Source organism: Bacillus sp. FSL K6-0073 (assembly GCF_038006085.1).
GTDB classification, from domain to species: Bacteria; Bacillota; Bacilli; order Bacillales; family Bacillaceae_G; genus Bacillus_A; species Bacillus_A cereus.
The window spans coordinates 186,211-207,263 of sequence record NZ_JBBOUN010000003.1 but is presented as its reverse complement, the minus strand read 5'-3'; the positions used below and the strand labels follow the sequence as shown (position 1 = coordinate 207,263).

The following is a 21,053-nucleotide window of genomic DNA, read 5'->3' as shown; positions in this document are numbered from 1 at the left end:
AAAGAGCGATTGAGCAATTAGAACGTGCGACAGGGTAATGTTTTTAATTACATAGAAAAGTAGGGATAAAAATGGAACTTCATTATTGGGAAAAACAACTTATTTTATATACAAAAGGACATTTTAAACGTATTGATTACAAAAAGGATATAAAGTTGTTTACTGCTAAATTGTACGGTTTAGGTTTAGAGGATGTAGGGATGCAAAATGTTTTACATATGGTATTAGATGTTTATGAAACCTTATGTGAGAATGGGTGTATTAACTTTAAACTAAAAACATTTATTGCTACTCTTTTAAAGAAATCTGCATTTAAAGGTGAACCACATAAGATTGATGAGGATGATATTTTACATGAATTATTGGCAGAGATTCAAGGAATTTCTGTTTTGAATACAGGATTAGATTTGGGAGAAGCCAACAGGGAATTATTAGAGGAAATAATGACAGATAAGACGTTGTAACATGGTTATTTGATTTTTCAACACCTACGGGTCAATAATATTTCACTTGTTTATATTAATTTATTTTTACGTGAAATGGACTTTAATTTTTTAGAAAGGAGTAAGGATATGAGTAGTACTTTAGATGTTTTACAGGATTCAATCAATTTATTAATAGATATTAGAAAATGGATGTACGTCGTACCAAAGGAAAACTCAAAAGGGTTTAGTACTGACAAAGAATATTGGTTTAATTACGAGGACTTCAAGATGTTTAGAACATCAGAGGAAGTTGGTATAGCTGTAAGAAATGATACGGGAGCATTCGAGCATTTCAGCTACAGTGAATTTTTATCATTCTTTGAACGTAAATAAGAGAGAACCTAACAAAATATTTATGATAATAGATTCTTTATTTTATAGAAAAGTAGGTGATTCAAGTGTCTTTAACAATTAATTCAAGCATGTTTACATATTTAAAGAATGTAATAAATAAGTATTTTCGTGATGAATATAGGTGGCGATACAATGATGAAGAAGGTGCGATGCGTTACTACAAAGGCAAACGGAATTTAAAAGAGATTGAGTTTATCGTATCTACTGTGTTTGGTGACTTAGCTGATGTTGTTCAAAAAGGATATTACCACAACTTAGATGGTGAATGTGTAGGTGGGTACATAATTATTCACTTGTTTGTAGATGCAGATTTTAATGGAATGAATCAAGGAACAAAAGGTGATTATTTGTATTGTAAATTCAACCTTTTTGAAGAAACATACTCAGTTGACCAATCTATTGATTTAGATTATTTGGTTAAAGACGACTGGATGAAAAGTTGTTAAGTACAGTTAATTTAATTCATAGGCATTATTGCAATACAATCTAAAATAACAGGGGTGTTGGAATGGATAAATATGAAAAACCAAAATGTGATTGTGGACAATCACTAAGTTTTAGAGGTTACATATATGCGGTTACAGGAATTACGGTAAAGGGTCATCCGAGTATGAGTGGTCCGTTACTTATCAAAGGTCAAGAAAAAGGTGAAGATTTATTCTGTTTTAAATGTAGGAAAAGTTATGCAGTTGGTAAAGACCATAAAGGAAGAATAGTAAGGACCAATTAAAAGAATCATAATTAAATAATATCAATTTGAAATTTATAAAAAGGAGAGATACAAGTGAAACTAATTGATATTGCAAATAGAGTTGACAAGTCAGACAAAAACAGAGCCTCTGTAAACATTGAAGAGTTAGCAAGGGAGCTAAATGTTGATTTAGATTGGGTAGAACAAGATAGAATAACAGCGTACTGGATTGGTAACTGGTATTGCACAGATAGTTATGTAGGTTACATAATGTATTTCTTTGATGATAAGCCTATGGCATTTTCTTCACAGTTAGGTCGAAAGTGTGATGAGGGTTTTCACTGGTTTAGTTTAGAAATAGCGGAAAAGGTTAAAGAGTATCTGATATCCCTTATTGTAGAGGAAAATAAAATTGATGTAAAAATTTGCGATATAAATGCAGAAGTTCAAGATAATTATATTATTGAATTTAACTCACAACTTTTGAGTTCGAATCGTCCTATGCTTAATGGTGAAAAAGTAGAGATTGTAAAACGAATAAAAAATAAAGATTACGGTATTGATACAGCATTAAAGGTTAGATTAGCTAATGGCGAAGAAAAGCAAGTAGATATTCAAGATTTAAAATTTGGTTACTATTTAAAATAGGAGATGAACTTGTACTTTAATAAGAAAATGAGGGGATTATGGTGGCATCTAAAAAGAAAAGAGAGATGTTTAAGATAGCAACAGAGCGTGGTTGTAAATGCAAAAATGATTATTATTGGTTTCAAATGAGAGACGGAACTGTTGGGTGTAATGAATGTGTTTCTTTAATAATAACTGACGTTGAGTATAAGGAAATTAAGCAAGAAAAATTACTAAAGCGTTATTGTATTACAATTTGAGTTTGGTAGAAAAGGAGAATTAAAAAATGAAAGAATTATTTAATTGGGACAGAATAATGTTTTCACCAACAGTTTTATTAAATCATTCGAAGTATAAGAATGACCATTCAAAAATCATGGAAGATGGTTGGCGATTCGATTATCAATTAGGAAAGTATTATAAGTATATTGAAATGTAATAAGTTTTGAATTTTTTTATAAAAGTAGGTGCATTAATTGAGGGTTGATAAAACTTTTTCGGAACTATGGAATTTATATTTAAGAGAGAATTTAAACACTGAATTAATGAGTGTCGAAGAATATGAAGAATACGAAAAAGAAGTTAAAGATACATCTTTAATGGCTATAAACACAATTAAAAAATTGCAACAAAAAATACGTGAACTGGAATTAGAAAACAATCAGTTAAAAGGAATAAATAGGTTTTCTTAATGAAATCATTATTTTGCAGAGTCTAATACAATTCAAATTTTATTAAAAATGGAGGAATGAATCATGAATACAGTAAATAAAAAAGTGATTGTATCACCTGAAGCAAATTTAAAAGGATTAAGTATTAAACCGCCAAACTATTTAATAGAAGGTAGAGATGGAGATAGTTATTCAATATATAGGGAAATTGAGAAAGATGAAGAATGGGATTTTGAAGGTGAGTTTGTAATAACTTATCAAGATAAGTGCTATATAAAATTAGCGAATGTACCAAATGAAGAACATGCAATGGCAATTATCAAGTCGTATTTGGGTGCAATAAAAGAACTTGGTAATTTGACTGATGATAAATAACAAAATAGCTATTAATAGGGTACTTTTATAGAAGAGATTTAAAATATTATTTAAATTTTAAAGAGAACCAGGTGATTTTTGTGAGTGAGGAAAAAGTGTTAGAAAGAATAGAGTATCTAAAAAACGAAATTGAAAAGCAACGTAATCAACAAAATAAGTTGTGTAAAAAATACAAATCAGTAAGAAAGTATAGAAGATTACAACAGGACATTGGAATTATGAATTTAGAGTTAGAAAGATTAGAAGAAGAGTTGTTATTAAGTTAATTGAATTTGAATTTCATAGAAAAGTAGGTGAAAGAGTATGCCAATCAAAAAGGGGACACACGAGGATTTACCATTGTCTTTATGTTGTAAATCAAAATGTGAAAGAGGATATAAATTAGCACAAGATTATAAGTCTATTTACTGCTGTAATTGCGGTAAGAAACAGAACTAAATAAAATTGAAGTTTATTAAAGAAAATAGGAGACAGAATGCCTACTACAGGTCTTATGTGTTCAGAGTGTGACAAATGTGCAACCATATATGGAGATTTGAGTCAAGTTGAAGAAGATAATATTTAAAATATCATGTAAAGAATGTGAAATAAAAGAAGAAAATTAAAAAGAGAAAAAGGAGTGTACGAATTGGAACTCAAAGATGTTTTCAAAAGAGTTAATGAGCTTACAGAGAAATATCAAAATCTAACAAAAGAAGAAGTGAAAGAACTTCGAGAATTATCTAAAGGTTTGAGTCATGAATGTAGTGAAATACTTTATTCGTGGGGTAAGTGACCTGGTTAATGTTGCGTGTTCATTCTGATAAAGTAGTTAATGTAATAGATTTTGAATTTTGTAAGAAACGGAGTGAATAGTTTATGACAGATGAAATGAAAAAGAACCTTGAATTAAGAGGGGAAATAATTGACTTAGGTTATTCAATTGCAGGAGATATTGACCACGCTGAATGTTTTTATGATGAAGATATGTTAAAAGATTTTTGTGGGTCTTTGGATAGAATGAAGAAGCTTGCAGTAGATTACTATAACTCAAATAAAGAAGACGAGTAACATAAATTTAGAAATATAACAAAAGCGTTATTTGATGGGAGAGTGACAAAGTATGAATTTAAAAGATACGAAAGCAATGAATTACCTTAAATTTATAGGTTGTGTCGCAAAAACGAACCTAAAATATTTAGAAAAAGAAATAAGCGCAGAAGAATCTATGAAAATCATTGGCGAGTTAGTCGTACAGATGAATCGGAATTTGAAAAAAATTAATACGAATTAAACAAAAGCGTTATTGTATTACACTTTGAATTTTACAGAAAAAGGGGTAGTTATAGATGAAAGTAAGAGATTTGATTTTTAAACAATTGGAATTAGGAAAGAAATACGAAATCACACATTACGATGAGGACAATGGATTTACAAGGTATAGAGGTACAGTGGAAAAGTTTAATGATACGTCTGTTTTCATTCGGGTGTTTGAAACCGATGGTGAGAAAGATGAAGGAACAACATGGATTGATTGGAGAGATATAGACGCATTTGAAGAGCTTTAAAATAAAAATTTAATTCGATGGGAAGGGAATTGAGCTATGGAAGATAGCTGTATTAAAGGGAAATGTAATTGCGGGAAAGATGCTTTTAGAAAAATTAAATTCGGAAAGTCGTCCATGTATATTTGCAATAAGTGTACAGAGGAACTTGCTGATTATCTTATGGATATTGCGAATGAGGATTAATTAGAAAGGGGGTTGCTATGAGTACAGGTCTGTACATGATAATTGGCATTCAAGTTTTTTTGTTACTAACTCAAGTATTTTTTATAGAGAAGGAAAAAGATGAGGGAGAAAAATGAAAAAATAACAGAAAATGTAGTGTTTCAAATAATAACAGGTATTGGGACCTTTATTCTCCTGTATTTTATTGTTCGTAATTATATGATACCAGATATGTTTGGGATTTAAGTAGGGAAGAAAATATGCAGAGGAGGATATGATATGACAACACCACAAGAATTAAGAGCGTTAGCAGATGATAAAAAGAAAATGGAAGGAGATATTTTTGCATCTTCTATGATTAAGGAAATCGAAATAGAGATGATAGAAAAAGCAAATGCAGGGAATTACGAATTAAAGATTCAGGCTAATTCTGGTTTGAATAGAGATAATTGGTTAACGGAACCACATTTATATAATGCACTTATTTCAAAATTAAAAAATTCAGGGTTCGAAATTTCTCATAGTGATGACATGCGTGATGGGACATATATGATTATCAAATGGTAATGAAATTAGGGATATTTTAATAGTTAGTAAAAGGTGGAATGAGTCATGTTTTGTGAAATCGTAGAGTTAGATTTGACACAACCTTTTGGTGATTTAAAAGGTTCTAAGTTTATTAAAGAAGTAAGGGCACAATCAGGAGAATCATTTAAACAAATTTTACTCATTAATGGGAAAATCTATCATCCTTGTGTTGCTTATTCTTGCATTCTGGGAGTTAGAGAAATGAAATTGAACAGAAATCCAGAAAATCATGTAATTAGTGAAGAAGGTTTGGAATGCCCTTATTGTGAATATGTTCATGATGAAACATATTTATTGAAGAAGACTAAAGGACATATGGGATGCCAATACTGTCATTCTGAAATTAAGTTTGTGATAGATAGAAAGGCAACCTCATCTGGTAAATGTTTGAGAGAAATTTATCATACGGAGCCAGTAAAATTGAATGAGCCCATTGAGCTGTAAGTGAGTGGACAAATATCAAATAGATAGGAGTATGTAAGATGGTCACAAAATCAAGAAGAGGAAATCTTCTTATTTTATTAAACGGATTATCTAATAATGTAATGCAAGTCCAATATTGTGGTGCAGATATAGATGAGTATGTATAACTACATGTTTTTATATGATTTTAGATACATAATGTATAACAGATAGGGAGATATCGAAATGGATTTGTATTTATATGAAGAAAACGTAACAGAACGTTTAATTAGGGAATGGAAGAAGTATGGTTCACTTGTAGTGGCATATGACTTTGACAATACAGTATACGATTATCACAAAGAAGGACACTCATATGAATGTGTTATTCAATTACTAAGAGAAGCTAAAAAACTTAATGCGTACCTTATGGTTTATACAGCAAGACGTGATAGTGAGCTATCCTTTGTTAAGGAATACTTAGAAGAAAATAACATTCCATTTGATTCAATCAATGAGACTCCAGGTTTTATACCATTTTCAGATGGAAAAAAACTATATTACAACATTTTGTTAGATGACAGAGCAGGTCTTCCTTCTGCATATCGTTGTTTGTTGAATGCTGTTACATATATGGATAGTGTACAGAAAAAACGAAACAACGTAGTTGGAAAGGAGATGCGTAGTATGGAACATGACTTAAAAATTAGACAATCGTATCATGGTAATGGTGGGAAAGATGGATATAGATATGAACTGTATAACAACAATGGAGAAAAAATAGGTCGATTACATTCTGTACCTATAGAATGCAATAATGATAACACCCTTAGTATAAATGGTGTTGGTTATATAATTTCATCAATATATGATTCTCAAGACCAAAATGAGGAGAAAGAAGAAGTAATTTATTATGAATTAAAAAGGTACGAATGTAATCCTGATTTTGATTTGGGAGAAACAATTAAATAATGATTGAATATTGTTAAGGTGAAGTTTTTTCAATATGTAAGTTATGAAGATAACTTAAAGAAAGCGGGAGAGGTTTATGCCATTAGCTAATTTTCAACGAAATGTCTTAGTTGGCGTAAGGGATAATAATTTTGACATCTGTAGTAAAAGAGGATGGAGTATTGAAGAGCAAGACGCTCATATTAACGTGTATGACGAAAATAATAAATTGATAGATAAGTTTTTCGGTCATATTATGTTGAGTAAATTTTTGAAGAAGTAGTCTTACCAAAAAATGTGGTTATTATATTTATTATAGAGAAGAGGAAAGAAAATGAAGAGTCATGTTGATGTAGAACAATTAGTATTACTAATTGCAGAACAAATTTTGACTTTGAGTGATTCGAAATTTATAGATACTATTTGGATGGATTGGGATAATGTAAGTAAAGTACAAAGTGCATTGGATGTATTTAAAAATAAAGGTTGGAAACATGATACGCTGATTAAAACAGCAAAACAATGTAATACATCGAATATGATAGCGATATTAAACGAGTATGGAAAAGTAATGATTGAAAATTTACATACAGAATATGGAACAAAATGGTTCGTAAGTATAAATCATGATGTGGAGATGGATACATTCCACTTTGAAGGGGAAGAGCTGTGTGATGCATTATGGATGGCCGTTCAAAGGGCTATCTTTTAATTTATAAAAAGCGTATTTATAATAAATAATATGAGATAGAGAGGTAGCGTAAATGGAAGAAAAGATAGATTTGATTAAAGAAAAACTTTCAAACGGAAAATCTTATTTCAAAAATGGTAAGGCTGTAGCAGAAGTGAATCTATCAGATTTAAATGAATTAATAAGTTTAGCGTATGACATAAATAATTATCGTTTAAATACTTTATGGAACTTGGAACAATCATCAAATACATGTAAAGAATATGAAGTTTGCAAAGAAAAATACGAAGAAGTGTTAAAACAGATAAAAGGAATAACAAATGGAGTAGAGAATCCTATCATTAAAGATGTGAATCGAATAGTAAAAAAATCATTAGAGAATAACTAAAGAGATTCATTTTTTAGTGTTACTTTATTAGAATTCATAATGATTAGAAGAGTAAAGAAATGGAATAGATTTTGAATCTTTTTTATAAGGAGTATGTGTTGTGAATTTAATCAAAAAAATCCATGAAAAAGGTTATAGATTGGTGTTAGAGACTGAAATCCACCAGAAAACGAAAGAAGTTATGTATAAATGTATTGTAGAGGCATTAACAAAAGATGAAATGAATTGGAAATATATTGATACTATTAAAGCGAAGAATTTAATTGAGTTAGAAGTGGAACTAAGTAAGTGGATTGAAGAAAACGAGAACTCATGAAGGTGTGGTGTTTTTTTATATTTTGAAGTGGAATTACGAAGAAAAATAACTTTTTATAAAGGGATTTTTCCTGGATATGGAAGGTTTTGGTTCGAAGTGATAAATAAAGACATATCAGAAGAGGAAGCAAGGCAAAGAATAGATTACTTGATAAATCAACATCGTGAATTAAAAAAACTGAAATCTTGTTTAATTTGAAATAAAAGAGAGGTAAAGAAATGATTGTAGGAGATAGAGTCATTTATAATGAAGATGATGTAAAACATGAAGGTGAAATTATTGCGTTTCTGTACGAGGGATTAGCTGTGACGATAAAGTTAGATAATGGTGCTCATTTTACTTGCGGAACGAGGTGGGTTAAAAAAGTATCTTAGCAGATACATTCTTAAATATATATGTTTTGAATCTTAATAGAAATGAGGATAGTAAGTGGAATGGCTAATGTAGTTTGGCAATTGCCAGTAAAACAGAGCAATACAACAAACCATGATTGGGTGCATCCGAAAGCAAAATATCATGCTTTTGTAAACGATAACTCTCTATGTGGAAAGTATAGTCAATCCACAAGCTTCTTTGAAACCACGATTGAATTATTTGAGTTAAGGATAAATGAAGAACTGGCATGTAAAAAATGTCTTAAGAAATTGGATTTAAGCATGTAAAAAATAATTCATAACGATAACCTATTATTTTTATTAAAAGAATACTAAATGCATATAATAACTGAACAAATATAAAACAGGTAGTCTCAAGCACTTTAATAAAAAGTTATTATACAGAAAAGAGGAAATGAAAATGATAGTAGGACATTTAATTGGTGGAAATGAAATTGAAGGAATTTGTGAAGGAACTGTAATTATTAACGATGAACAACTAAAAGTTAGTTATGAAGATTTAGTTGCTGTTTGTGGAAATATTTCATTAGGCGATTTAGATACGAGCATCACTACTTTTAGAAGTGAAGAAGCTGTTGAGCGTGACTACATTAAGTTAATTCAAGCATATGATGATGAAATTGATGAAGATTTTGTTATTGATAATCATTTAGCTAAACAAGTTTGCTATAGTTCATATGAAATTAATTTTGAAAAGAAAACATTAATACTAAAGATTGAAACTTATGAATAAAACGCAGATTTTAGCATGTGAAGAATTAAATTAAAACAAAAAGGAACCTATAAAGGTTTCTTTTTTTTATTTGTATTAAATTGACTATAGTTGATATAAATATTATAATTTACCATAAAGATTAATAACTCATATTAATAATATATCTGAACTAACAATTAAAATCTCGGAGGTTATGGTTATGGAGACAAAACAGATAAATGATTTTATTAATAGTGTAATGGGTTCGAATGAGTTTCAAAGATTACAACAAGAAGTGGCAAATCAAATGATTAATAGAATGAATGATTTTTCATTTGAGTCTGAAGACGACGTTAGATTAGTATCAGCAAGGCTGAGAGATAGTTTTTATTTAAGCGTGAATTATCAAGTTTCCAAAAAGATAATTTCATTAATGGGCAAGAAAAAATACATAAAAAAGACGACTGAATTAAATGTTTAAATATGTAATTTATCTTTCAAGTGAAGCAAAGCCAAAGGATGCGGGTAATTCATATGGTTATTGGAAAGGGAAAACCCATATTTATGGCGGTATCCTCATACCTTTAACAAGAGATGTTGTTGACGAGTATACAAGGAAATATAAATCAAGAAAGAGAGCCGAAAATATGGCTGAAAAATTAGCTGATAGATGTGGTTATGTAATGTCATGGGTAGTTGAAGAAATTGAATCAAGTCAATAGAAAGTGTGGGAAAACGATGAAATTATCAAAAAGAATGCAGTATCGTAGTTTTGATGCCTTTGGATTTTATAAAGGGAGATATAAAAACTTTGAGATAACCATTGCAGAGGGTGGAGATGCATGGAAAAGAATCCATCAATACTTTTATGTTTCTTTCAATAGTGATAAATATGATAAGAGATATAACTCGTTATGGGATAACGAAAAATTTGAAACGATTGATGAAGCCAAAGAGTATGCGATGAATTGGGTAGATACATATATAAAAGAAAATAAGAAATAACTTTAGGAGAATTATAAATGACATTAGGTTTAAATGGTTGGGACATGGATGATGTACAGAAAGAAATGAAGGACAAAACGTGTTTCGAATTACTACAACTTTTTAGAGAGAAGAAGTCATCTCTTTCTGCAAAATCAGGAGAATACTTACAAGCTATAGAAGATGGTAGCGAAAAGGCAAAGGAACGCTTAGAAAAAGAATTTGTGCATTTAGAAAAAGAGAAGTGTGTAGTTGCTATTAAGATTGCTGAAGAGTTATCAAAAAGCAGTTAATAGTTAAATTTCAAGAGCAGTCAAAACGAAATTCAAAATGCTTTGAAATTAAATCTAAGTTAAAAGGATGAGGCGAATATGATTGGAACAACGCGAAAATCGTGGATGCTTATAGGATTTGTTTTCTTGATGTTATTAGCGATTGTAGGAGAAATAGTGAACTATACACATATTACAACTGTAAAAGGTGAAGTGATAGAAAAATATTCAAAGCGTCAGGAAGAAGTAGATAAGTTTTATATAGTTGTAAAACAGAATAATGATTCCGAAAAAGTTATTGTAAATGAAGATAGTTTGTTAATGTTCAAGTTTGATTCAGCAGATGTACAAGCTAAGATTCATCAAGGTGAGGAATATGAATTTAAATTGCGTGGTTATAGAGTTCCTATATTATCTTTATTTCCTAATGTAGATACAGTAGTTGAAAAACAATAAAAATATAAAAAGGATGATTATGAATGGAGAAGTTTGAATATAAAAAAGTTGATTTCCAAAAGTTAACACGACCGCATCATTCTGAACTTGATGTGAACAAGCTGAATGAGTTAGGAGCAGAAGGTTGGGAGTTAGTCATGATTGATAGTGGAGAGTATGTGTTCAAAAGAAAAATCGTTTAAGGAGGATATATTTATGAATGAATACCAACAACACGGATATAAGAATGATGCAGAAAAGATTGAACATGAAATGCGTGAAATGGGATATATGTCCTCTGATATTGTTGTAGTAGCATATTTCCTCCTAAAGAATAATATCGACAATGCAGAAGGACAGATGGATGTAGAAAATAAACTGCAAGAGATGATGCAAAGAGCAAAAGAGCTGTTGAAAGAATAGTAGAGATAATCAAAAGTGAGGGTTTGTAAAAATGGATATTAAAGATTTAATTCAGAAAATCAAAGAGAGAAGATTATTGTTACAAGCTTTGAATCCTGAAATTGGTACAAAGGTAATGGGATGGAGCATTGAAACTTCAATGGATGGATTGAATGACTATTATGAAGATGGAAGCCTAAATGGTGGTTTTTGGGTGGAAGACATTCAAAGAGGCTTTTCAATAGATGATTCTAATACTTTTAAGCCATCAGAAAATATGAAACATACATGGATGGTTGTCGAAAGAATGATGGAACATTATAACTGTTCATTCTCTTTAAAAAGTACAGAGTTAAACAATTTTAAATGCGAATTTCGTTTTGGTAACGAAATTGTAGAATATATTGACCCATGTCAGTGCGTTGCTATTTGTGTAGCTTCTTTAAAAGTTTTAATTGTCCTTGATGGGCAACAAAACAATGATAAAAGGGACGAGTAATATGGATAGAAAAAGAGAATTCAAGTTTCAGGGCAAGGAAGTATCCTTTACAGATACGCTTATCATGGGGAAATTAGAGGAGAAGATTCAAAAGGGTATTGATGAAATAAAAGAAGTAAAGGGTAAAGAAATAACCATTACGATGACATTGGATGACCTCTATTATATGAGAAGATTATTGATTACCCAGGCATTTTCTACAAGATTAGCAAGAGAAAACTTAGTGGATGCAATGGAATATACTAAGTCTTTGAAAGAAAAAACCATAGAGTGATGGAAGAAAGGAAGTGTGTGTTTGATGTTTGAAGATATGTATGTGGTGTTCTATTCAGAGGGAGAGCGTATAGAACTCTCATTTATTTTAGAAGTTGAAGGTAAACGATTTTATGAGTTCTATAAAAAACAATATAAAAATCCTAATTCTGATTTGTCGTATTACTTCCCTGAGTATCAAGAAACATATGAAGATTATTTAAAGAATTTCTTATTGCCATACCTTCAAGGATATAAGGAGCTTTACATTGGTTACGATTCTTGGAAAGAGGAAGGGATTTGGAATGCTAAAAATCATGATAATCAATTAAGAGGTATTTTGTTGCCACGTCTAAACTATGGCTTTTACAAGGGAGTTTTAGCCTATAGAAAGTGGCAAAACATAAGGTAAGCATAAGTGTGAAAAGAAGGTAAAACCCTATAAGGAGCAGTGCAATGGATAAATATAATGTGTATGGAAAAGGGAAACCTGCAAAAACAAAGTACGAATACAAAATTGGAGAAATCATCATGTTATATACTTCAAATGGTCATTATCCTGTAAAATGCATAAACAAAAAAGTTGTTGATGGTAAATTAATTCAATACTTCAATAAGGGAAGAACTGCCTCGGATTATTAGTGGATTCATATATGAAAAGAAAGGATATTTAAAAATGAAATACCATATAACACCTAAACAAGCGAAAGAAATTACTGAAGAGCAATTTTATTCTCTATTTAATGAGATTGTGCCAAGAAAAGATTGGGCGAATTATCACCATAAAAAAGTAACAATTGGAAAAATGATAGATTATTTGGATGAAGTAAATATTAGTACAAGTCTATTAACAAAGAAATTTATAATAAATGTAGATGACATAGAATATGAGGCAATAGAATTGACAGATGCTTTGTGGTTAGCTGTTAAAGATTGCATGTAGTTATATATAATATTCCACACATATTCTTCAGGAGGAACCTATCAAAGGTTCTTTTTATTTTCTTTAAATTGACTATAGTTAATAAAAATATTATAATTTTATCATAATCAAATATGAAATCGTAAGTAAGGTGTGAAGTTAATGAAGAAAGAAATGGAGAACGTTACTCTTAGGGAAGGCATATTTAAAACTTATATTTTGCCATTGTTATTCCTATCCTTGGTGGCATTACCGATTATCCCTCTTGAAATCTACCTTTTTGATTCGTCAAACATTGAATTTGCAATTGTATCAGGATTATTCATGATGCTATTTGCTTCATTCTCATCTGAGTTACATGGAAAGATAATGATGACATCCGCTTTATATATTTGTTACTTTTCTCATTCATGGACTGTGTATGGTCTTGTTGCTGTCGGTCTATTTTTCCTATTATTATCTGCGATTATTATTGAGAAAGTATCCGTATGGAAAAAGAAACAACAAAAGAGAGCAATGGAAGAAATGTATCCTCTATATTCAAACCTTTTAGGTAAAAAGGAAAAGGACTTATTATCTTCTATATATGGTAAAAGTGGATATTATTATCAGGTTATTCAAGCAGGGTATGTAACAGACATAGAGTTATTAGCTATTAATGCGAGATTAAAGCGTGAAATAAATAAGTAAATAAATAGATATGTGACACATATAAAGAGGGTGTTTTGATGATAGACCATGTAAATGGTGAATTGAAATTACATAGCGGTTGGATACCGAAAGAAAAAGTCCATTCGTTTAAAGAAAAGTGTGAATTGGTAGCAAGTGCATTGTTTAAAGATAAAAAAGGCTTGGAGTATCAAATAACATATTACGATTTAGATGGAGATGATTTTGGTACAGTAGAAAAGCCATGCGTGATGGAGAAATGGATGGGCGAGATTACTTTTTATTCAGAAGAAGATTATCCTGTCGATGTTGAACAACTAAATAGTAATAAGAATGTGGGTGAACGTGATGAAGAGTTGGATTGATACGTATCCGCATAAAATACATGCCAGTGTGCTGTTGTTAGACAATGAAATTCACAATTGGAAAGTAGGAGAAAATTATTGGACAAGCCCTTTCTCTATGAAGTGGTCGTATCCTTTTCCTGCAAATATGGGTGAGTACATTGTGAAGCATAATACATGGATAGTTCATACTCCAGAACAGCATAGTAAGGTGTTTCAAGAGCTTGCTCCTGAATGGATGAAGCAATGGGCTGTTGCAAAAGATTACGTTGGGGATAAGCCATATAAATAGATATAGATTAAATTGAGAGGATGATAGATTGTGAATATCCTTGGTACATTAAGAACCATTCAATTCAATAATGATTTATTGAATAAAGAGTTAATTCGTATGAAAGATGAAAATTATTATTTAAAAGTCGAAAATTTAGAGTTGAAAAGGCAACTTGCTAAAGAACGATTAGCAAAAAGGGAGGCATGTAAAAAATGATTTCTATTTGGGTTTGTCCTATTGCAATGGAGAAATATACATACGGTGCAGAAGTAACAGGAACTTCTATTATGACCAGGGAGAATAAAATAAATATGCTCGTGCCTGTGAGAGAAATTGTTGATACTGAATTAGAAGATGATTATTACTTGATTACTGTATCAGGTCAATAGAATAAAGAGGTGTTGTTAACATGGGAAAATGTAGTGGTTGCCAACAAGAAAAAGAAATCGTTAGTTGTGATGCATATGGTCAGTATTGCAAGAAATGTGATGAGTTGAATTGGATTCAAGATAATTTTAAATAGGGATAAAGGGAGAATTAGAAATGAAATACGGAGATTTGTACAAGCATTATAAACAGAAAGAATATTGTTTTCGTTGTATTGCATTACCAGTAAGTGAATTTACAGGTGATTTTGTTGATTTAAGAGAGAATTTGGTTGCTCAAGATGCTCATACACCTGATGGAGAAGCGATTCGAGCAGTTCGTTTGTATTGTTACAAGGGAGTAGTTTTTATTGATAGAGAAAAGCCTCATGTCATTTATCAAGCAGAAGTTGATTATGGGACAGACAAAATTTGGGCACGGGAAGTAGATGAGTTTTTCGGTATGCAAAAATTACCCTCAGGAGAAATGGTAAAACGATTTGTAATGTTGGATAATAAATAGACAGATTGATATCTAACGTTCTGAGTTATGAAAATAACTTTGGATATACAGAAAGCGGTGTGCTAAATATGGAAATCGAATTAACTATAAAATGTACAAAATGCTCAAATAAAAGGACGATTCCTTTAAAAAGAATTTTAAATCATAATGATGGTAAAGTTTACGATGATTATTTATCTCTTGAAGATTCAATTAACAACGACGGAAATTTCAAAACAGATATGACGCATCCAGATGGGTTTGATGTCATTTGTGGTCAGTGTGGACATAGACATGAAGTGCTTATCTGAAGAAAAGAATTGTATATGTATTATTAGGAGGATTTTTCAATTTGAATGCTAATAGTAAAGACTTAATGTCATGGAAGAATGATTTTATCAAAAAGTTTCGCAATCCGATACTATTCGTAAAAAGTGAAAATCTGTATTCAATTATTGCAAGGACAGAATCTGAAGAGAAACGTGGAAATCCTTTTTGTAGACTGAGCAAACAAAAGGATAGTAATGGAGAGTTTATTATTACAAGATGTAGAAAGAAAGTATATAGGGATAAATGGCAGTATATAGAAAGAGATAAATCTTTAGGGATGGATTAACTATAAGTTATTGAAAGGGTGTTAATAATGGGAAAGGAAAAGATTGAAGAGGTATCTTTTAATAAAGAGGATGAACAGTTACAGATTATTAAAACGAATATAGATTATGCTAAAGAATGGTCTATTAAGCACTTAAAGGATATATTGGGTTATACACCTGTGGTTCATGTGTATAGAAATATAAATTATCTAAACTTTGATATTGAGGAAGGTCTAATGACTAAGGATGAATTTGATGTTTATTGCAAATATTTCCGTCACGATAGAATTCAAGAGCATCAAATGGATTTCGAGAAATTACTTACATATGTTTTTGGTAAGGCTTTATATGTAGTTAAAATGATAGATTTTGAAACGTTATACATCATTAGGGATGCAGAACGAAAAGAAGATTATTTCCAGTAATGCTTTGTCGTTATTATATATTTTTTGCTACTGCATATAATGAAAGTAATTGCGGTGTAATTTCTGCGGAGTACACTTAAGGGAGTTCCATGAGTGGGACTCTCTTTTTATTTTACTCCTAATACTTTACAAGAATGGATTCTATAATACATAGAGCAAAAAGAAAAATAGGGATTTAATCAAATTTAATTAGGAGTAAAGTAATGATGAATGAGTTAAACGTGTATGACAATGACGTTGTAGAAAGGTTAAATAAATGGATGGAAGAACGAGATAGTGTGATTCGATTCAGTGTAAATCCAAGGTCGAATATTATGGGTACTATCAATATTAAATTAAGAGAAGATGAATTTCTGCAAAAAGGCGAGGATTATAATCGTTTCGTATTATCAGATTCATTTTATACTGCATTAGAATCCTTTTTAAGCGTAGAATTTAGCTTAAATGATATTCGGTATAATAATTCACGTTCATGTTTTTGGGATTATGGCATGAGAGCTTATAAAGGATAGATAGAAAAGTAAGCGTAATAAAATAAGAACACCCTAATATTAGGGTCATGAAAGCTGAGATAAATTTTCTCAGCTTTTCTTTTTTATTGAATTTCCTCTTTTTGAATGCCATATGATAATACGAATATATAAAACAGGTATTTTACATTTGAAATGATTAAAGAGGAGTGTTTTCGTGATGACAGGTTATTATTTATATGAAGGTATGCAAATGGAGTTCAACGGTGAAAAGGTAGCGATTTGTGGTGATGCCGAAGCAGTAAATCCACGAGAAAAAATAGGGAATTTAGGGAGAATAGTATGCTTTGATAAAAAACATACATTAGGTGATGAACATTCTTTTGAAACCGAAGCAGATTTCAAAAATGAAATAAACGATAAAAATGCAGTTCTATTACCTATCTATCTGCATGAAGGTCGTACACTTGAAATAAGCGTTGTACAATATACAGAATTAGCAAGACATATCGGTTATATTTATGTAAGTAGAGGAATGATTCGTACAAGATATCAAGTAAACAGAGTATCTAAAGTGCTAAAGCAGGAAATTGTGCAGGAATTAATGAAAGAAGTAAAACAATATGATTACTATCTAAAAGGTCAAGTATATGGATATCAAGTATTTAATCCTTCAGGAGAAATTATTGAAAGTCGATTTGGTTTTTATGGTCCCAATCCGATTTCTAATGGATTAACAAATTTCTTACCAGGATTTTTCGCAAAATAAAGTTTTAAATCATTCGTGTTTTATTATAAATAACAAGGGAGAAGATATTATGTTGCATTTAGCAGGTTATATAGAAGTTAAGGAGTTTCACAATAAAGTCAATTTGATAGTAAATAAGTACGCCCCACTTATTAATTGGCAAATGTTTGATGAGGGTGTGAGACAACAATGCTTGCTATTAATTCAAGAGTTGAAAAGTATTGGTTTTATACACAAGAAAAATCATGGAGCACAAGCTATCTATGAATTCGGATATACTGCTTATAATACGAAGGAATTAAGTAATATCATTATTTGGATAGGCGAATCTTTTGCAGGAGTTGGAGAGATTTCTAAAAATCATTATTCGAAAGTTAAAAAATATGATGGAAAAGACAATTATACAGGAGATTGATGTTTGAAGAACCCTCTATGAAAGAGGGTTCTTCTTCGTAAAGAACGTATGTTTGATTTTGACGTGGATTTGTTTATAATATACATATAAGACTGTGGAGGGGATAAATGTATGTTGCAAATTTCTACTACTGATGAAGTACAAGGTTTGTATGTATTAGTGGATGAAATAATAAAGGTGTATACTCCCTTTATTAAAGGTCAAAAATTTAATGAAAAAAGAAAAGGGTTATCCATAAAACTAATAAATGAATTAAAGTTTATAGGATTTGAACATAGAAGAAACATTGGGAGATTAGCGGTATATGGATTAAAGTATATGGTCTCTGACACAAAGGAGATTCAAGAGATTATGATTTGGATAGGAGAAATGAATGGTGGCATGGGGGAATTAATTGTAAATCATTATAATCAAGGACAAATAGACACTACCTCGAACGTTATTTGAATTGAATTAAAATGCTCGCATGATAAAATATAGAGTGTAGAGATTAATCACTTCGATGAATTCTTTTATCATTATAAAAACCTACCAAAAGAAAAGAGCCCACCGACCATATTGGGGCTCTTTTTATTTTATGCATATATCTGCGGGATGACCAGACCATCTCTGCTTGTTATGAAGCTTCCATTCTGGGTCAATTTTTGCTGTTTCTTCATCTAAAACTTTATATATTTCATCAGAAGCCCTTGGGGTCGAATAAAGTTCATTTATAGTATCTATTACCCCTTGACCATATTTTTGAAGAAGAAGTCCTGCGAGATGTGGAGTTTCTGCACCTCTTGCAACACTTTTTGCTCTATCTTTAGCGTGTTGTCGGATTTGCTGAATCATTTTTTCTACGATAATTGCATTTTTCATTGTATATTTCCACCTCTCTAAAAAATAAATTTAACAATAGTCAATGAAATTGTTAGTTGTGACGAATATGGTTAATATTGTAACAAACATGATTCATTGTATAAATGTATAAAAATAGAGTTCAAATTGAAGATATAATCAATTGAACTCTATTTAGATTATTATGCTGTTTTCTTTTCTTCTTTTGAATCTGATTTACCTTTTCGTAAGTAGTGAATAATGAATGTTCCTACAAACGCTAAGATAATTATAGAGAAGAATACAGTATGATTAATTTCAATTCCAATTTGGTCAATGCTTAATAGCATTTTCAAACCAATGAATGCAATTAATACATATGCAGTTGTTTCTAATTCAGGAATTTTATCAATGATAGTAATAAACACTCCTGCGATACCACGCATCATTAGAATCCCTAAAACACCACCCATAAACAGTACCCATACTTCGTTACTTACGGCAAATGACGCTAAGATACTATCTACAGAGAATGAGATATCCATTAACTCTACTGTTGCTACTGTTGCCCAGAATACACCAATATAACGAGCTAAGAAACCATCTTTTACATTCACTGCTTCATCCTCAGGATTATCGGCATCTTTTTTGTCGATATATCGTTCTTTAAAGAATTTAAACGATAACCAAAGTAAGTAAAGTGCTCCAAATACTTTTACAATCGTAAATTTGACTAAGTAAGTACCTAATCCAATTGCAATAAATCGGAAGATATAAGCTCCCCATAATCCGTACATTAAGGCCTTTTTACGTTGTTCTTCAGGTAAATGTCTTACCATAACGGCTAATACTAAAGCATTATCCGCAGAAAGTAATCCTTCCAAAAGAACTAAACTACCAATTAAGCCCCAGGCTACAGGGTCACTTAATACTTCTTTCCACATATGTAAATCAAAGAAAGACGCATAAGTTGATAAGATATTTTGTAACATCAACAGTCACTCCTATTAAGTTTTCGTGTTTCGTATGAACATATCTTACAACTTTCGTTAACTATAGTCAATATATAAATTTTAATGTATACTATATTTGATTAAACGAAAGTGATGAAGGAAGTGAAAAGAAGGATGCAACAAACATCGGAATTGTTAAATCGAATATTAATACATCCTATGTTAGAGGGTAGAAAGATTCATTCTCAAACATTACATATGGAGATGAGTGAAGGGATTACTTTCAGTAAGGTTTCCATTCATAGAGATGAATTAATCGTTTTACCGTGGAAACCGTATACAAGTGAACAGAATCACAGATATGGAGCATATATTGATGAATCAGAAGAATTAGATGAGATAGAAACGTATGCAAATATCATAATTCAGTCTTTTACAGAAGAGGAAAGCCGTTTCGAATTTTTCATACAAGGATGGGATGATTATTTATTCTTATTAGTTATAGAGCATAAGGGAGATGAAATGTAGTATGGAATATTACAAAGATATAGAAGTATTTGTATGTGCAATCGGATTATTTGTAATCCCTATTATACTCACAACAATTCTTTATTTTATTAAAAAGGAATATTTTCAATGTAATTGGCGTCCAGGTCCAGATTATATTTCTCTATATGCCACATGGAGCCTTATGATAGTTAGTCTGGGTGCGATTATTGTATTAGGAACGATGGGTTACTCATTGATAACGGGAAAAGAATTATTTCAAGAGAGAATGAACCTTGTAGAGAAGACGAAGCGAGAAGTCATTGCAAACGCATTAAACGTTCAGGAATACAAAATGCAGATGGACAACAATGAGGAAGGTACGTTAAAAGGAATAAAAATGTATCGAATAAATGTAGATAATGAAGCCTTCTCTGTATTTTTAAAGAACGAAGATTATTTACAGTATAAAGTCGTTAGGATTGATAGAGTGTTGAATGAAAGCAAGGATTTCGTAAAAACAAAATAAAAAGATAAGGGGATTTAAAACAAATGAAAACAATAAATGAGAAAAAAATGATGTTGAAACGTAAAATGCAGGAGTATTTCAGGACAAAGAACAAAGATGATTTCCAAAAATTTCTTCAAGACAATGAATATAGCAAGGTAGATAGACTGGCTATTTTTGAGGAGGTATCGAGAGAATACAGACAAGTTACTGCTTATAGAATTATCCCGTTACCTATGAAGGATGTAACCGATAAGAAAACTCGTGAACAGTTAAATGAGTATATGAATGATTGGCTAAAATCAGAAGGGTTAACAAAAGAAGAGATGAATGAAATGATGAGGCAATATCCCAATATATTAGAAGAGGAGTGATA

55 protein-coding genes are annotated in these 21,053 nt (G+C 30.7%); 53 read left to right on the top strand and 2 right to left on the bottom strand.

All coding sequences use genetic code 11. From position 1 onward, the window contains the following. Window positions 1–71 precede the first annotated feature (71 nt). The 50 genes from MHB52_RS32190 (at window position 72) to MHB52_RS31945 (ending at window position 18,358) form a co-directional block, all read left to right on the top strand. Entirely contained in the window at window positions 72–464 is a 393-nt protein-coding gene (locus MHB52_RS32190; protein ID WP_061662399.1) for a hypothetical protein, read from the top strand. 108 nt (window positions 465–572) lie between these two features. Next, the gene (locus MHB52_RS32185; protein WP_000099431.1) at window positions 573–818 is read left to right on the top strand and encodes a hypothetical protein; all 246 of its coding nucleotides are present in this window, start codon (window positions 573–575) and stop codon (window positions 816–818) included. A gap of 65 nt (window positions 819–883) precedes the next feature. Then, window positions 884–1,285, top strand: a complete 402-nt coding sequence (locus MHB52_RS32180) for a hypothetical protein (RefSeq protein WP_242306374.1) — start codon at window positions 884–886, stop codon at window positions 1,283–1,285. Window positions 1,286–1,347: 62 nt separating this feature from the next. Then, on the top strand, window positions 1,348–1,569 hold the full coding sequence (locus tag MHB52_RS32175) for a hypothetical protein (RefSeq protein ID WP_061662401.1): 222 nt from the start codon (window positions 1,348–1,350) through the stop codon (window positions 1,567–1,569). Between the two features lie 54 nt (window positions 1,570–1,623). Further along, window positions 1,624–2,178 carry a hypothetical protein gene (locus MHB52_RS32170; RefSeq protein WP_061662402.1) on the top strand — a complete coding sequence of 185 codons (555 nt, stop codon included), beginning with the start codon at window positions 1,624–1,626 and terminating at the stop codon, window positions 2,176–2,178. A 38-nt stretch (window positions 2,179–2,216) separates the two neighbouring features. After that, on the top strand, window positions 2,217–2,417 hold the full coding sequence (locus MHB52_RS32165; RefSeq protein WP_061662403.1) for a hypothetical protein: 201 nt from the start codon (window positions 2,217–2,219) through the stop codon (window positions 2,415–2,417). A 26-nt stretch (window positions 2,418–2,443) separates the two neighbouring features. Beyond that, window positions 2,444–2,596 carry a hypothetical protein gene (locus tag MHB52_RS32160; protein WP_172796978.1) on the top strand — a complete coding sequence of 51 codons (153 nt, stop codon included), beginning with the start codon at window positions 2,444–2,446 and terminating at the stop codon, window positions 2,594–2,596. 37 nt (window positions 2,597–2,633) lie between these two features. Further along, on the top strand, window positions 2,634–2,849 hold the full coding sequence (locus MHB52_RS32155) for a hypothetical protein (protein WP_001261789.1): 216 nt from the start codon (window positions 2,634–2,636) through the stop codon (window positions 2,847–2,849). Window positions 2,850–2,912: 63 nt separating this feature from the next. Then, entirely contained in the window at window positions 2,913–3,203 is a 291-nt protein-coding gene (locus MHB52_RS32150; RefSeq protein ID WP_061662404.1) for a hypothetical protein, read from the top strand. A 71-nt stretch (window positions 3,204–3,274) separates the two neighbouring features. Continuing rightward, complete coding sequence (locus tag MHB52_RS32145) at window positions 3,275–3,469, top strand: hypothetical protein (RefSeq protein WP_340768753.1); 195 nt, start codon at window positions 3,275–3,277, stop codon at window positions 3,467–3,469. 362 nt (window positions 3,470–3,831) lie between these two features. Continuing rightward, window positions 3,832–3,978, top strand: coding sequence for a hypothetical protein (locus tag MHB52_RS32140; protein ID WP_154698613.1), 147 nt, complete (start codon window positions 3,832–3,834; stop codon window positions 3,976–3,978). Between the two features lie 83 nt (window positions 3,979–4,061). Next, window positions 4,062–4,253, top strand: coding sequence for a hypothetical protein (locus tag MHB52_RS32135; protein ID WP_061662406.1), 192 nt, complete (start codon window positions 4,062–4,064; stop codon window positions 4,251–4,253). A gap of 52 nt (window positions 4,254–4,305) precedes the next feature. Further along, on the top strand, window positions 4,306–4,476 hold the full coding sequence (locus MHB52_RS32130; protein WP_154698614.1) for a hypothetical protein: 171 nt from the start codon (window positions 4,306–4,308) through the stop codon (window positions 4,474–4,476). Between the two features lie 55 nt (window positions 4,477–4,531). Further along, window positions 4,532–4,750, top strand: a complete 219-nt coding sequence (locus tag MHB52_RS32125) for a hypothetical protein (RefSeq protein WP_061662407.1) — start codon at window positions 4,532–4,534, stop codon at window positions 4,748–4,750. 36 nt (window positions 4,751–4,786) lie between these two features. Continuing rightward, window positions 4,787–4,933, top strand: a complete 147-nt coding sequence (locus MHB52_RS32120; RefSeq protein WP_154698615.1) for a hypothetical protein — start codon at window positions 4,787–4,789, stop codon at window positions 4,931–4,933. Window positions 4,934–5,191: 258 nt separating this feature from the next. Continuing rightward, complete coding sequence (locus MHB52_RS32115; protein WP_061662408.1) at window positions 5,192–5,479, top strand: hypothetical protein; 288 nt, start codon at window positions 5,192–5,194, stop codon at window positions 5,477–5,479. A 45-nt stretch (window positions 5,480–5,524) separates the two neighbouring features. Continuing rightward, a complete protein-coding gene (locus MHB52_RS32110) occupies window positions 5,525–5,944 on the top strand; it encodes a hypothetical protein (protein WP_061662409.1) in 420 nt (139 codons plus the stop codon). A gap of 204 nt (window positions 5,945–6,148) precedes the next feature. Next, window positions 6,149–6,874 (top strand): hypothetical protein, encoded by a 726-nt coding sequence (locus tag MHB52_RS32105; RefSeq protein ID WP_061662410.1) that lies wholly within the window; start codon window positions 6,149–6,151, stop codon window positions 6,872–6,874. A 76-nt stretch (window positions 6,875–6,950) separates the two neighbouring features. After that, the gene (locus MHB52_RS32100; protein WP_061662411.1) at window positions 6,951–7,136 is read left to right on the top strand and encodes a hypothetical protein; all 186 of its coding nucleotides are present in this window, start codon (window positions 6,951–6,953) and stop codon (window positions 7,134–7,136) included. Window positions 7,137–7,187: 51 nt separating this feature from the next. Further along, window positions 7,188–7,565, top strand: a complete 378-nt coding sequence (locus tag MHB52_RS32095) for a hypothetical protein (RefSeq protein WP_061662412.1) — start codon at window positions 7,188–7,190, stop codon at window positions 7,563–7,565. A gap of 52 nt (window positions 7,566–7,617) precedes the next feature. After that, the gene (locus tag MHB52_RS32090; protein ID WP_061662413.1) at window positions 7,618–7,932 is read left to right on the top strand and encodes a hypothetical protein; all 315 of its coding nucleotides are present in this window, start codon (window positions 7,618–7,620) and stop codon (window positions 7,930–7,932) included. A gap of 100 nt (window positions 7,933–8,032) precedes the next feature. Continuing rightward, window positions 8,033–8,248: a hypothetical protein gene (locus MHB52_RS32085; RefSeq protein ID WP_061662414.1), complete on the top strand. Its 216-nt coding sequence runs from the start codon at window positions 8,033–8,035 to the stop codon at window positions 8,246–8,248. A 218-nt stretch (window positions 8,249–8,466) separates the two neighbouring features. After that, window positions 8,467–8,622 carry a hypothetical protein gene (locus MHB52_RS32080; protein WP_154698616.1) on the top strand — a complete coding sequence of 52 codons (156 nt, stop codon included), beginning with the start codon at window positions 8,467–8,469 and terminating at the stop codon, window positions 8,620–8,622. 60 nt (window positions 8,623–8,682) lie between these two features. After that, window positions 8,683–8,910 carry a hypothetical protein gene (locus MHB52_RS32075; protein WP_061662415.1) on the top strand — a complete coding sequence of 76 codons (228 nt, stop codon included), beginning with the start codon at window positions 8,683–8,685 and terminating at the stop codon, window positions 8,908–8,910. A 133-nt stretch (window positions 8,911–9,043) separates the two neighbouring features. Continuing rightward, window positions 9,044–9,376, top strand: a complete 333-nt coding sequence (locus tag MHB52_RS32070; protein ID WP_061662416.1) for a hypothetical protein — start codon at window positions 9,044–9,046, stop codon at window positions 9,374–9,376. 181 nt (window positions 9,377–9,557) lie between these two features. Further along, window positions 9,558–9,818: a hypothetical protein gene (locus MHB52_RS32065; protein WP_061662417.1), complete on the top strand. Its 261-nt coding sequence runs from the start codon at window positions 9,558–9,560 to the stop codon at window positions 9,816–9,818. Beyond that, a complete protein-coding gene (locus MHB52_RS32060; RefSeq protein WP_061662418.1) occupies window positions 9,811–10,059 on the top strand; it encodes a hypothetical protein in 249 nt (82 codons plus the stop codon). The genes MHB52_RS32065 and MHB52_RS32060 overlap by 8 nt, the downstream gene beginning before the upstream one ends. Before the next feature lie 16 nt (window positions 10,060–10,075). Next, window positions 10,076–10,342 (top strand): hypothetical protein, encoded by a 267-nt coding sequence (locus tag MHB52_RS32055; RefSeq protein ID WP_061662419.1) that lies wholly within the window; start codon window positions 10,076–10,078, stop codon window positions 10,340–10,342. A gap of 17 nt (window positions 10,343–10,359) precedes the next feature. After that, window positions 10,360–10,614: a hypothetical protein gene (locus tag MHB52_RS32050; protein WP_061662420.1), complete on the top strand. Its 255-nt coding sequence runs from the start codon at window positions 10,360–10,362 to the stop codon at window positions 10,612–10,614. A gap of 78 nt (window positions 10,615–10,692) precedes the next feature. Continuing rightward, a complete protein-coding gene (locus tag MHB52_RS32045) occupies window positions 10,693–11,049 on the top strand; it encodes a DUF1523 family protein (protein WP_061662421.1) in 357 nt (118 codons plus the stop codon). A 23-nt stretch (window positions 11,050–11,072) separates the two neighbouring features. Then, window positions 11,073–11,231, top strand: coding sequence for a DUF4177 domain-containing protein (locus tag MHB52_RS32040; RefSeq protein WP_142326236.1), 159 nt, complete (start codon window positions 11,073–11,075; stop codon window positions 11,229–11,231). A gap of 13 nt (window positions 11,232–11,244) precedes the next feature. Then, window positions 11,245–11,451 carry a hypothetical protein gene (locus MHB52_RS32035; RefSeq protein ID WP_061662422.1) on the top strand — a complete coding sequence of 69 codons (207 nt, stop codon included), beginning with the start codon at window positions 11,245–11,247 and terminating at the stop codon, window positions 11,449–11,451. Between the two features lie 31 nt (window positions 11,452–11,482). Beyond that, window positions 11,483–11,929, top strand: coding sequence for a BC1872 family protein (locus tag MHB52_RS32030; protein ID WP_061662423.1), 447 nt, complete (start codon window positions 11,483–11,485; stop codon window positions 11,927–11,929). A 1-nt stretch (window position 11,930) separates the two neighbouring features. After that, window positions 11,931–12,203, top strand: coding sequence for a hypothetical protein (locus MHB52_RS32025; RefSeq protein WP_061662424.1), 273 nt, complete (start codon window positions 11,931–11,933; stop codon window positions 12,201–12,203). A 24-nt stretch (window positions 12,204–12,227) separates the two neighbouring features. Continuing rightward, window positions 12,228–12,593, top strand: a complete 366-nt coding sequence (locus tag MHB52_RS32020) for a hypothetical protein (protein ID WP_061662425.1) — start codon at window positions 12,228–12,230, stop codon at window positions 12,591–12,593. Between the two features lie 44 nt (window positions 12,594–12,637). Beyond that, a complete protein-coding gene (locus MHB52_RS32015) occupies window positions 12,638–12,823 on the top strand; it encodes a hypothetical protein (protein WP_061662426.1) in 186 nt (61 codons plus the stop codon). A 34-nt stretch (window positions 12,824–12,857) separates the two neighbouring features. Continuing rightward, the gene (locus MHB52_RS32010; protein ID WP_061662427.1) at window positions 12,858–13,124 is read left to right on the top strand and encodes a hypothetical protein; all 267 of its coding nucleotides are present in this window, start codon (window positions 12,858–12,860) and stop codon (window positions 13,122–13,124) included. A 141-nt stretch (window positions 13,125–13,265) separates the two neighbouring features. Continuing rightward, window positions 13,266–13,793 carry a hypothetical protein gene (locus MHB52_RS32005; protein ID WP_061662428.1) on the top strand — a complete coding sequence of 176 codons (528 nt, stop codon included), beginning with the start codon at window positions 13,266–13,268 and terminating at the stop codon, window positions 13,791–13,793. Window positions 13,794–13,831: 38 nt separating this feature from the next. Further along, window positions 13,832–14,137 (top strand): hypothetical protein, encoded by a 306-nt coding sequence (locus tag MHB52_RS32000; RefSeq protein ID WP_061662429.1) that lies wholly within the window; start codon window positions 13,832–13,834, stop codon window positions 14,135–14,137. Then, window positions 14,121–14,408, top strand: a complete 288-nt coding sequence (locus MHB52_RS31995; RefSeq protein WP_061662430.1) for a hypothetical protein — start codon at window positions 14,121–14,123, stop codon at window positions 14,406–14,408. The genes MHB52_RS32000 and MHB52_RS31995 overlap by 17 nt, the downstream gene beginning before the upstream one ends. Before the next feature lie 30 nt (window positions 14,409–14,438). After that, entirely contained in the window at window positions 14,439–14,606 is a 168-nt protein-coding gene (locus MHB52_RS31990) for a hypothetical protein (protein ID WP_172796979.1), read from the top strand. Then, complete coding sequence (locus MHB52_RS31985) at window positions 14,603–14,779, top strand: hypothetical protein (protein WP_172796980.1); 177 nt, start codon at window positions 14,603–14,605, stop codon at window positions 14,777–14,779. Before MHB52_RS31990 ends, MHB52_RS31985 begins: the two co-directional genes overlap by 4 nt. Window positions 14,780–14,933: 154 nt before the next feature. Further along, window positions 14,934–15,278: a hypothetical protein gene (locus MHB52_RS31980; protein WP_061662431.1), complete on the top strand. Its 345-nt coding sequence runs from the start codon at window positions 14,934–14,936 to the stop codon at window positions 15,276–15,278. A 68-nt stretch (window positions 15,279–15,346) separates the two neighbouring features. Continuing rightward, window positions 15,347–15,568 (top strand): hypothetical protein, encoded by a 222-nt coding sequence (locus tag MHB52_RS31975; RefSeq protein WP_061662432.1) that lies wholly within the window; start codon window positions 15,347–15,349, stop codon window positions 15,566–15,568. A gap of 41 nt (window positions 15,569–15,609) precedes the next feature. Further along, entirely contained in the window at window positions 15,610–15,873 is a 264-nt protein-coding gene (locus MHB52_RS31970) for a hypothetical protein (RefSeq protein WP_061662433.1), read from the top strand. A gap of 27 nt (window positions 15,874–15,900) precedes the next feature. Further along, window positions 15,901–16,278 carry a hypothetical protein gene (locus MHB52_RS31965; protein ID WP_061662434.1) on the top strand — a complete coding sequence of 126 codons (378 nt, stop codon included), beginning with the start codon at window positions 15,901–15,903 and terminating at the stop codon, window positions 16,276–16,278. A gap of 203 nt (window positions 16,279–16,481) precedes the next feature. Continuing rightward, window positions 16,482–16,790: a hypothetical protein gene (locus MHB52_RS31960; RefSeq protein ID WP_253703094.1), complete on the top strand. Its 309-nt coding sequence runs from the start codon at window positions 16,482–16,484 to the stop codon at window positions 16,788–16,790. A 178-nt stretch (window positions 16,791–16,968) separates the two neighbouring features. Continuing rightward, the gene (locus MHB52_RS31955) at window positions 16,969–17,517 is read left to right on the top strand and encodes a hypothetical protein (protein ID WP_061662435.1); all 549 of its coding nucleotides are present in this window, start codon (window positions 16,969–16,971) and stop codon (window positions 17,515–17,517) included. Window positions 17,518–17,566: 49 nt separating this feature from the next. Further along, entirely contained in the window at window positions 17,567–17,911 is a 345-nt protein-coding gene (locus tag MHB52_RS31950; RefSeq protein ID WP_061662436.1) for a hypothetical protein, read from the top strand. A gap of 111 nt (window positions 17,912–18,022) precedes the next feature. Next, window positions 18,023–18,358: a hypothetical protein gene (locus MHB52_RS31945; RefSeq protein WP_061662437.1), complete on the top strand. Its 336-nt coding sequence runs from the start codon at window positions 18,023–18,025 to the stop codon at window positions 18,356–18,358. A 123-nt stretch (window positions 18,359–18,481) separates the two neighbouring features. Here MHB52_RS31945 and MHB52_RS31940 read toward each other — a convergent pair whose 3' ends face one another. Together MHB52_RS31940 and MHB52_RS31935 are read right to left on the bottom strand one after the other, a co-directional pair. Further along, entirely contained in the window at window positions 18,482–18,772 is a 291-nt protein-coding gene (locus tag MHB52_RS31940; protein WP_061662438.1) for a hypothetical protein, read from the bottom strand. 161 nt (window positions 18,773–18,933) lie between these two features. After that, window positions 18,934–19,728, bottom strand: a complete 795-nt coding sequence (locus MHB52_RS31935) for a TerC family protein (protein WP_061662439.1) — start codon at window positions 19,726–19,728, stop codon at window positions 18,934–18,936. A 129-nt stretch (window positions 19,729–19,857) separates the two neighbouring features. Here MHB52_RS31935 and MHB52_RS31930 point away from each other — a divergent pair, with 129 nt between their 5' ends. From MHB52_RS31930 to MHB52_RS31920, 3 genes are read left to right on the top strand one after another with little or no spacing between them, the layout of a single operon-like run. After that, on the top strand, window positions 19,858–20,211 hold the full coding sequence (locus MHB52_RS31930) for a hypothetical protein (protein WP_061662440.1): 354 nt from the start codon (window positions 19,858–19,860) through the stop codon (window positions 20,209–20,211). A 1-nt stretch (window position 20,212) separates the two neighbouring features. Next, complete coding sequence (locus MHB52_RS31925; RefSeq protein ID WP_061662441.1) at window positions 20,213–20,698, top strand: hypothetical protein; 486 nt, start codon at window positions 20,213–20,215, stop codon at window positions 20,696–20,698. Window positions 20,699–20,721: 23 nt separating this feature from the next. After that, window positions 20,722–21,051 (top strand): hypothetical protein, encoded by a 330-nt coding sequence (locus MHB52_RS31920; RefSeq protein ID WP_061662442.1) that lies wholly within the window; start codon window positions 20,722–20,724, stop codon window positions 21,049–21,051. Window positions 21,052–21,053 lie beyond the last annotated feature (2 nt).

Bases quoted from the DNA above. Each gene is read 5' to 3' on its own strand.
- MHB52_RS32075 (WP_061662415.1), top strand. From the start codon at position 8,683: ATGGCTAATGTAGTTTGGCAATTGCCAGTAAAACAGAGCAATACAACA.
- MHB52_RS32060 (WP_061662418.1), top strand. From the start codon at position 9,811: ATGTTTAAATATGTAATTTATCTTTCAAGTGAAGCAAAGCCAAAGGAT.
- MHB52_RS31950 (WP_061662436.1), top strand. From the start codon at position 17,567: ATGTTGCATTTAGCAGGTTATATAGAAGTTAAGGAGTTTCACAATAAA.
- MHB52_RS32135 (WP_061662406.1), top strand. From the start codon at position 4,062: ATGACAGATGAAATGAAAAAGAACCTTGAATTAAGAGGGGAAATAATT.
- MHB52_RS31945 (WP_061662437.1), top strand. From the start codon at position 18,023: ATGTTGCAAATTTCTACTACTGATGAAGTACAAGGTTTGTATGTATTA.
- MHB52_RS32040 (WP_142326236.1), top strand. From the start codon at position 11,073: ATGGAGAAGTTTGAATATAAAAAAGTTGATTTCCAAAAGTTAACACGA.
- MHB52_RS31980 (WP_061662431.1), top strand. From the start codon at position 14,934: ATGAAATACGGAGATTTGTACAAGCATTATAAACAGAAAGAATATTGT.
- MHB52_RS32050 (WP_061662420.1), top strand. From the start codon at position 10,360: ATGACATTAGGTTTAAATGGTTGGGACATGGATGATGTACAGAAAGAA.
- MHB52_RS32065 (WP_061662417.1), top strand. From the start codon at position 9,558: ATGGAGACAAAACAGATAAATGATTTTATTAATAGTGTAATGGGTTCG.
- MHB52_RS32120 (WP_154698615.1), top strand. From the start codon at position 4,787: ATGGAAGATAGCTGTATTAAAGGGAAATGTAATTGCGGGAAAGATGCT.
- MHB52_RS32055 (WP_061662419.1), top strand. From the start codon at position 10,076: ATGAAATTATCAAAAAGAATGCAGTATCGTAGTTTTGATGCCTTTGGA.
- MHB52_RS32105 (WP_061662410.1), top strand. From the start codon at position 6,149: ATGGATTTGTATTTATATGAAGAAAACGTAACAGAACGTTTAATTAGG.
- MHB52_RS32035 (WP_061662422.1), top strand. From the start codon at position 11,245: ATGAATGAATACCAACAACACGGATATAAGAATGATGCAGAAAAGATT.
- MHB52_RS32175 (WP_061662401.1), top strand. From the start codon at position 1,348: ATGGATAAATATGAAAAACCAAAATGTGATTGTGGACAATCACTAAGT.
- MHB52_RS31930 (WP_061662440.1), top strand. From the start codon at position 19,858: ATGCAACAAACATCGGAATTGTTAAATCGAATATTAATACATCCTATG.
- MHB52_RS31965 (WP_061662434.1), top strand. From the start codon at position 15,901: ATGGGAAAGGAAAAGATTGAAGAGGTATCTTTTAATAAAGAGGATGAA.
- MHB52_RS31985 (WP_172796980.1), top strand. From the start codon at position 14,603: ATGATTTCTATTTGGGTTTGTCCTATTGCAATGGAGAAATATACATAC.
- MHB52_RS32000 (WP_061662429.1), top strand. From the start codon at position 13,832: ATGATAGACCATGTAAATGGTGAATTGAAATTACATAGCGGTTGGATA.
- MHB52_RS32110 (WP_061662409.1), top strand. From the start codon at position 5,525: ATGTTTTGTGAAATCGTAGAGTTAGATTTGACACAACCTTTTGGTGAT.
- MHB52_RS32100 (WP_061662411.1), top strand. From the start codon at position 6,951: ATGCCATTAGCTAATTTTCAACGAAATGTCTTAGTTGGCGTAAGGGAT.
- MHB52_RS32005 (WP_061662428.1), top strand. From the start codon at position 13,266: ATGAAGAAAGAAATGGAGAACGTTACTCTTAGGGAAGGCATATTTAAA.
- MHB52_RS31920 (WP_061662442.1), top strand. From the start codon at position 20,722: ATGAAAACAATAAATGAGAAAAAAATGATGTTGAAACGTAAAATGCAG.
- MHB52_RS32010 (WP_061662427.1), top strand. From the start codon at position 12,858: ATGAAATACCATATAACACCTAAACAAGCGAAAGAAATTACTGAAGAG.
- MHB52_RS32090 (WP_061662413.1), top strand. From the start codon at position 7,618: ATGGAAGAAAAGATAGATTTGATTAAAGAAAAACTTTCAAACGGAAAA.
- MHB52_RS32190 (WP_061662399.1), top strand. From the start codon at position 72: ATGGAACTTCATTATTGGGAAAAACAACTTATTTTATATACAAAAGGA.
- MHB52_RS32150 (WP_061662404.1), top strand. From the start codon at position 2,913: ATGAATACAGTAAATAAAAAAGTGATTGTATCACCTGAAGCAAATTTA.
- MHB52_RS32165 (WP_061662403.1), top strand. From the start codon at position 2,217: ATGGTGGCATCTAAAAAGAAAAGAGAGATGTTTAAGATAGCAACAGAG.
- MHB52_RS32095 (WP_061662412.1), top strand. From the start codon at position 7,188: ATGAAGAGTCATGTTGATGTAGAACAATTAGTATTACTAATTGCAGAA.
- MHB52_RS32130 (WP_154698614.1), top strand. From the start codon at position 4,306: ATGAATTTAAAAGATACGAAAGCAATGAATTACCTTAAATTTATAGGT.
- MHB52_RS31960 (WP_253703094.1), top strand. From the start codon at position 16,482: ATGATGAATGAGTTAAACGTGTATGACAATGACGTTGTAGAAAGGTTA.
- MHB52_RS32115 (WP_061662408.1), top strand. From the start codon at position 5,192: ATGACAACACCACAAGAATTAAGAGCGTTAGCAGATGATAAAAAGAAA.
- MHB52_RS31995 (WP_061662430.1), top strand. From the start codon at position 14,121: ATGAAGAGTTGGATTGATACGTATCCGCATAAAATACATGCCAGTGTG.
- MHB52_RS31940 (WP_061662438.1), bottom strand. From the start codon at position 18,772: ATGAAAAATGCAATTATCGTAGAAAAAATGATTCAGCAAATCCGACAA.
- MHB52_RS31975 (WP_061662432.1), top strand. From the start codon at position 15,347: ATGGAAATCGAATTAACTATAAAATGTACAAAATGCTCAAATAAAAGG.
- MHB52_RS32080 (WP_154698616.1), top strand. From the start codon at position 8,467: ATGATTGTAGGAGATAGAGTCATTTATAATGAAGATGATGTAAAACAT.
- MHB52_RS32125 (WP_061662407.1), top strand. From the start codon at position 4,532: ATGAAAGTAAGAGATTTGATTTTTAAACAATTGGAATTAGGAAAGAAA.
- MHB52_RS32030 (WP_061662423.1), top strand. From the start codon at position 11,483: ATGGATATTAAAGATTTAATTCAGAAAATCAAAGAGAGAAGATTATTG.
- MHB52_RS32015 (WP_061662426.1), top strand. From the start codon at position 12,638: ATGGATAAATATAATGTGTATGGAAAAGGGAAACCTGCAAAAACAAAG.
- MHB52_RS31925 (WP_061662441.1), top strand. From the start codon at position 20,213: ATGGAATATTACAAAGATATAGAAGTATTTGTATGTGCAATCGGATTA.
- MHB52_RS32160 (WP_172796978.1), top strand. From the start codon at position 2,444: ATGAAAGAATTATTTAATTGGGACAGAATAATGTTTTCACCAACAGTT.
- MHB52_RS32020 (WP_061662425.1), top strand. From the start codon at position 12,228: ATGTTTGAAGATATGTATGTGGTGTTCTATTCAGAGGGAGAGCGTATA.
- MHB52_RS32070 (WP_061662416.1), top strand. From the start codon at position 9,044: ATGATAGTAGGACATTTAATTGGTGGAAATGAAATTGAAGGAATTTGT.
- MHB52_RS31955 (WP_061662435.1), top strand. From the start codon at position 16,969: ATGACAGGTTATTATTTATATGAAGGTATGCAAATGGAGTTCAACGGT.
- MHB52_RS32025 (WP_061662424.1), top strand. From the start codon at position 11,931: ATGGATAGAAAAAGAGAATTCAAGTTTCAGGGCAAGGAAGTATCCTTT.
- MHB52_RS32045 (WP_061662421.1), top strand. From the start codon at position 10,693: ATGATTGGAACAACGCGAAAATCGTGGATGCTTATAGGATTTGTTTTC.
- MHB52_RS32185 (WP_000099431.1), top strand. From the start codon at position 573: ATGAGTAGTACTTTAGATGTTTTACAGGATTCAATCAATTTATTAATA.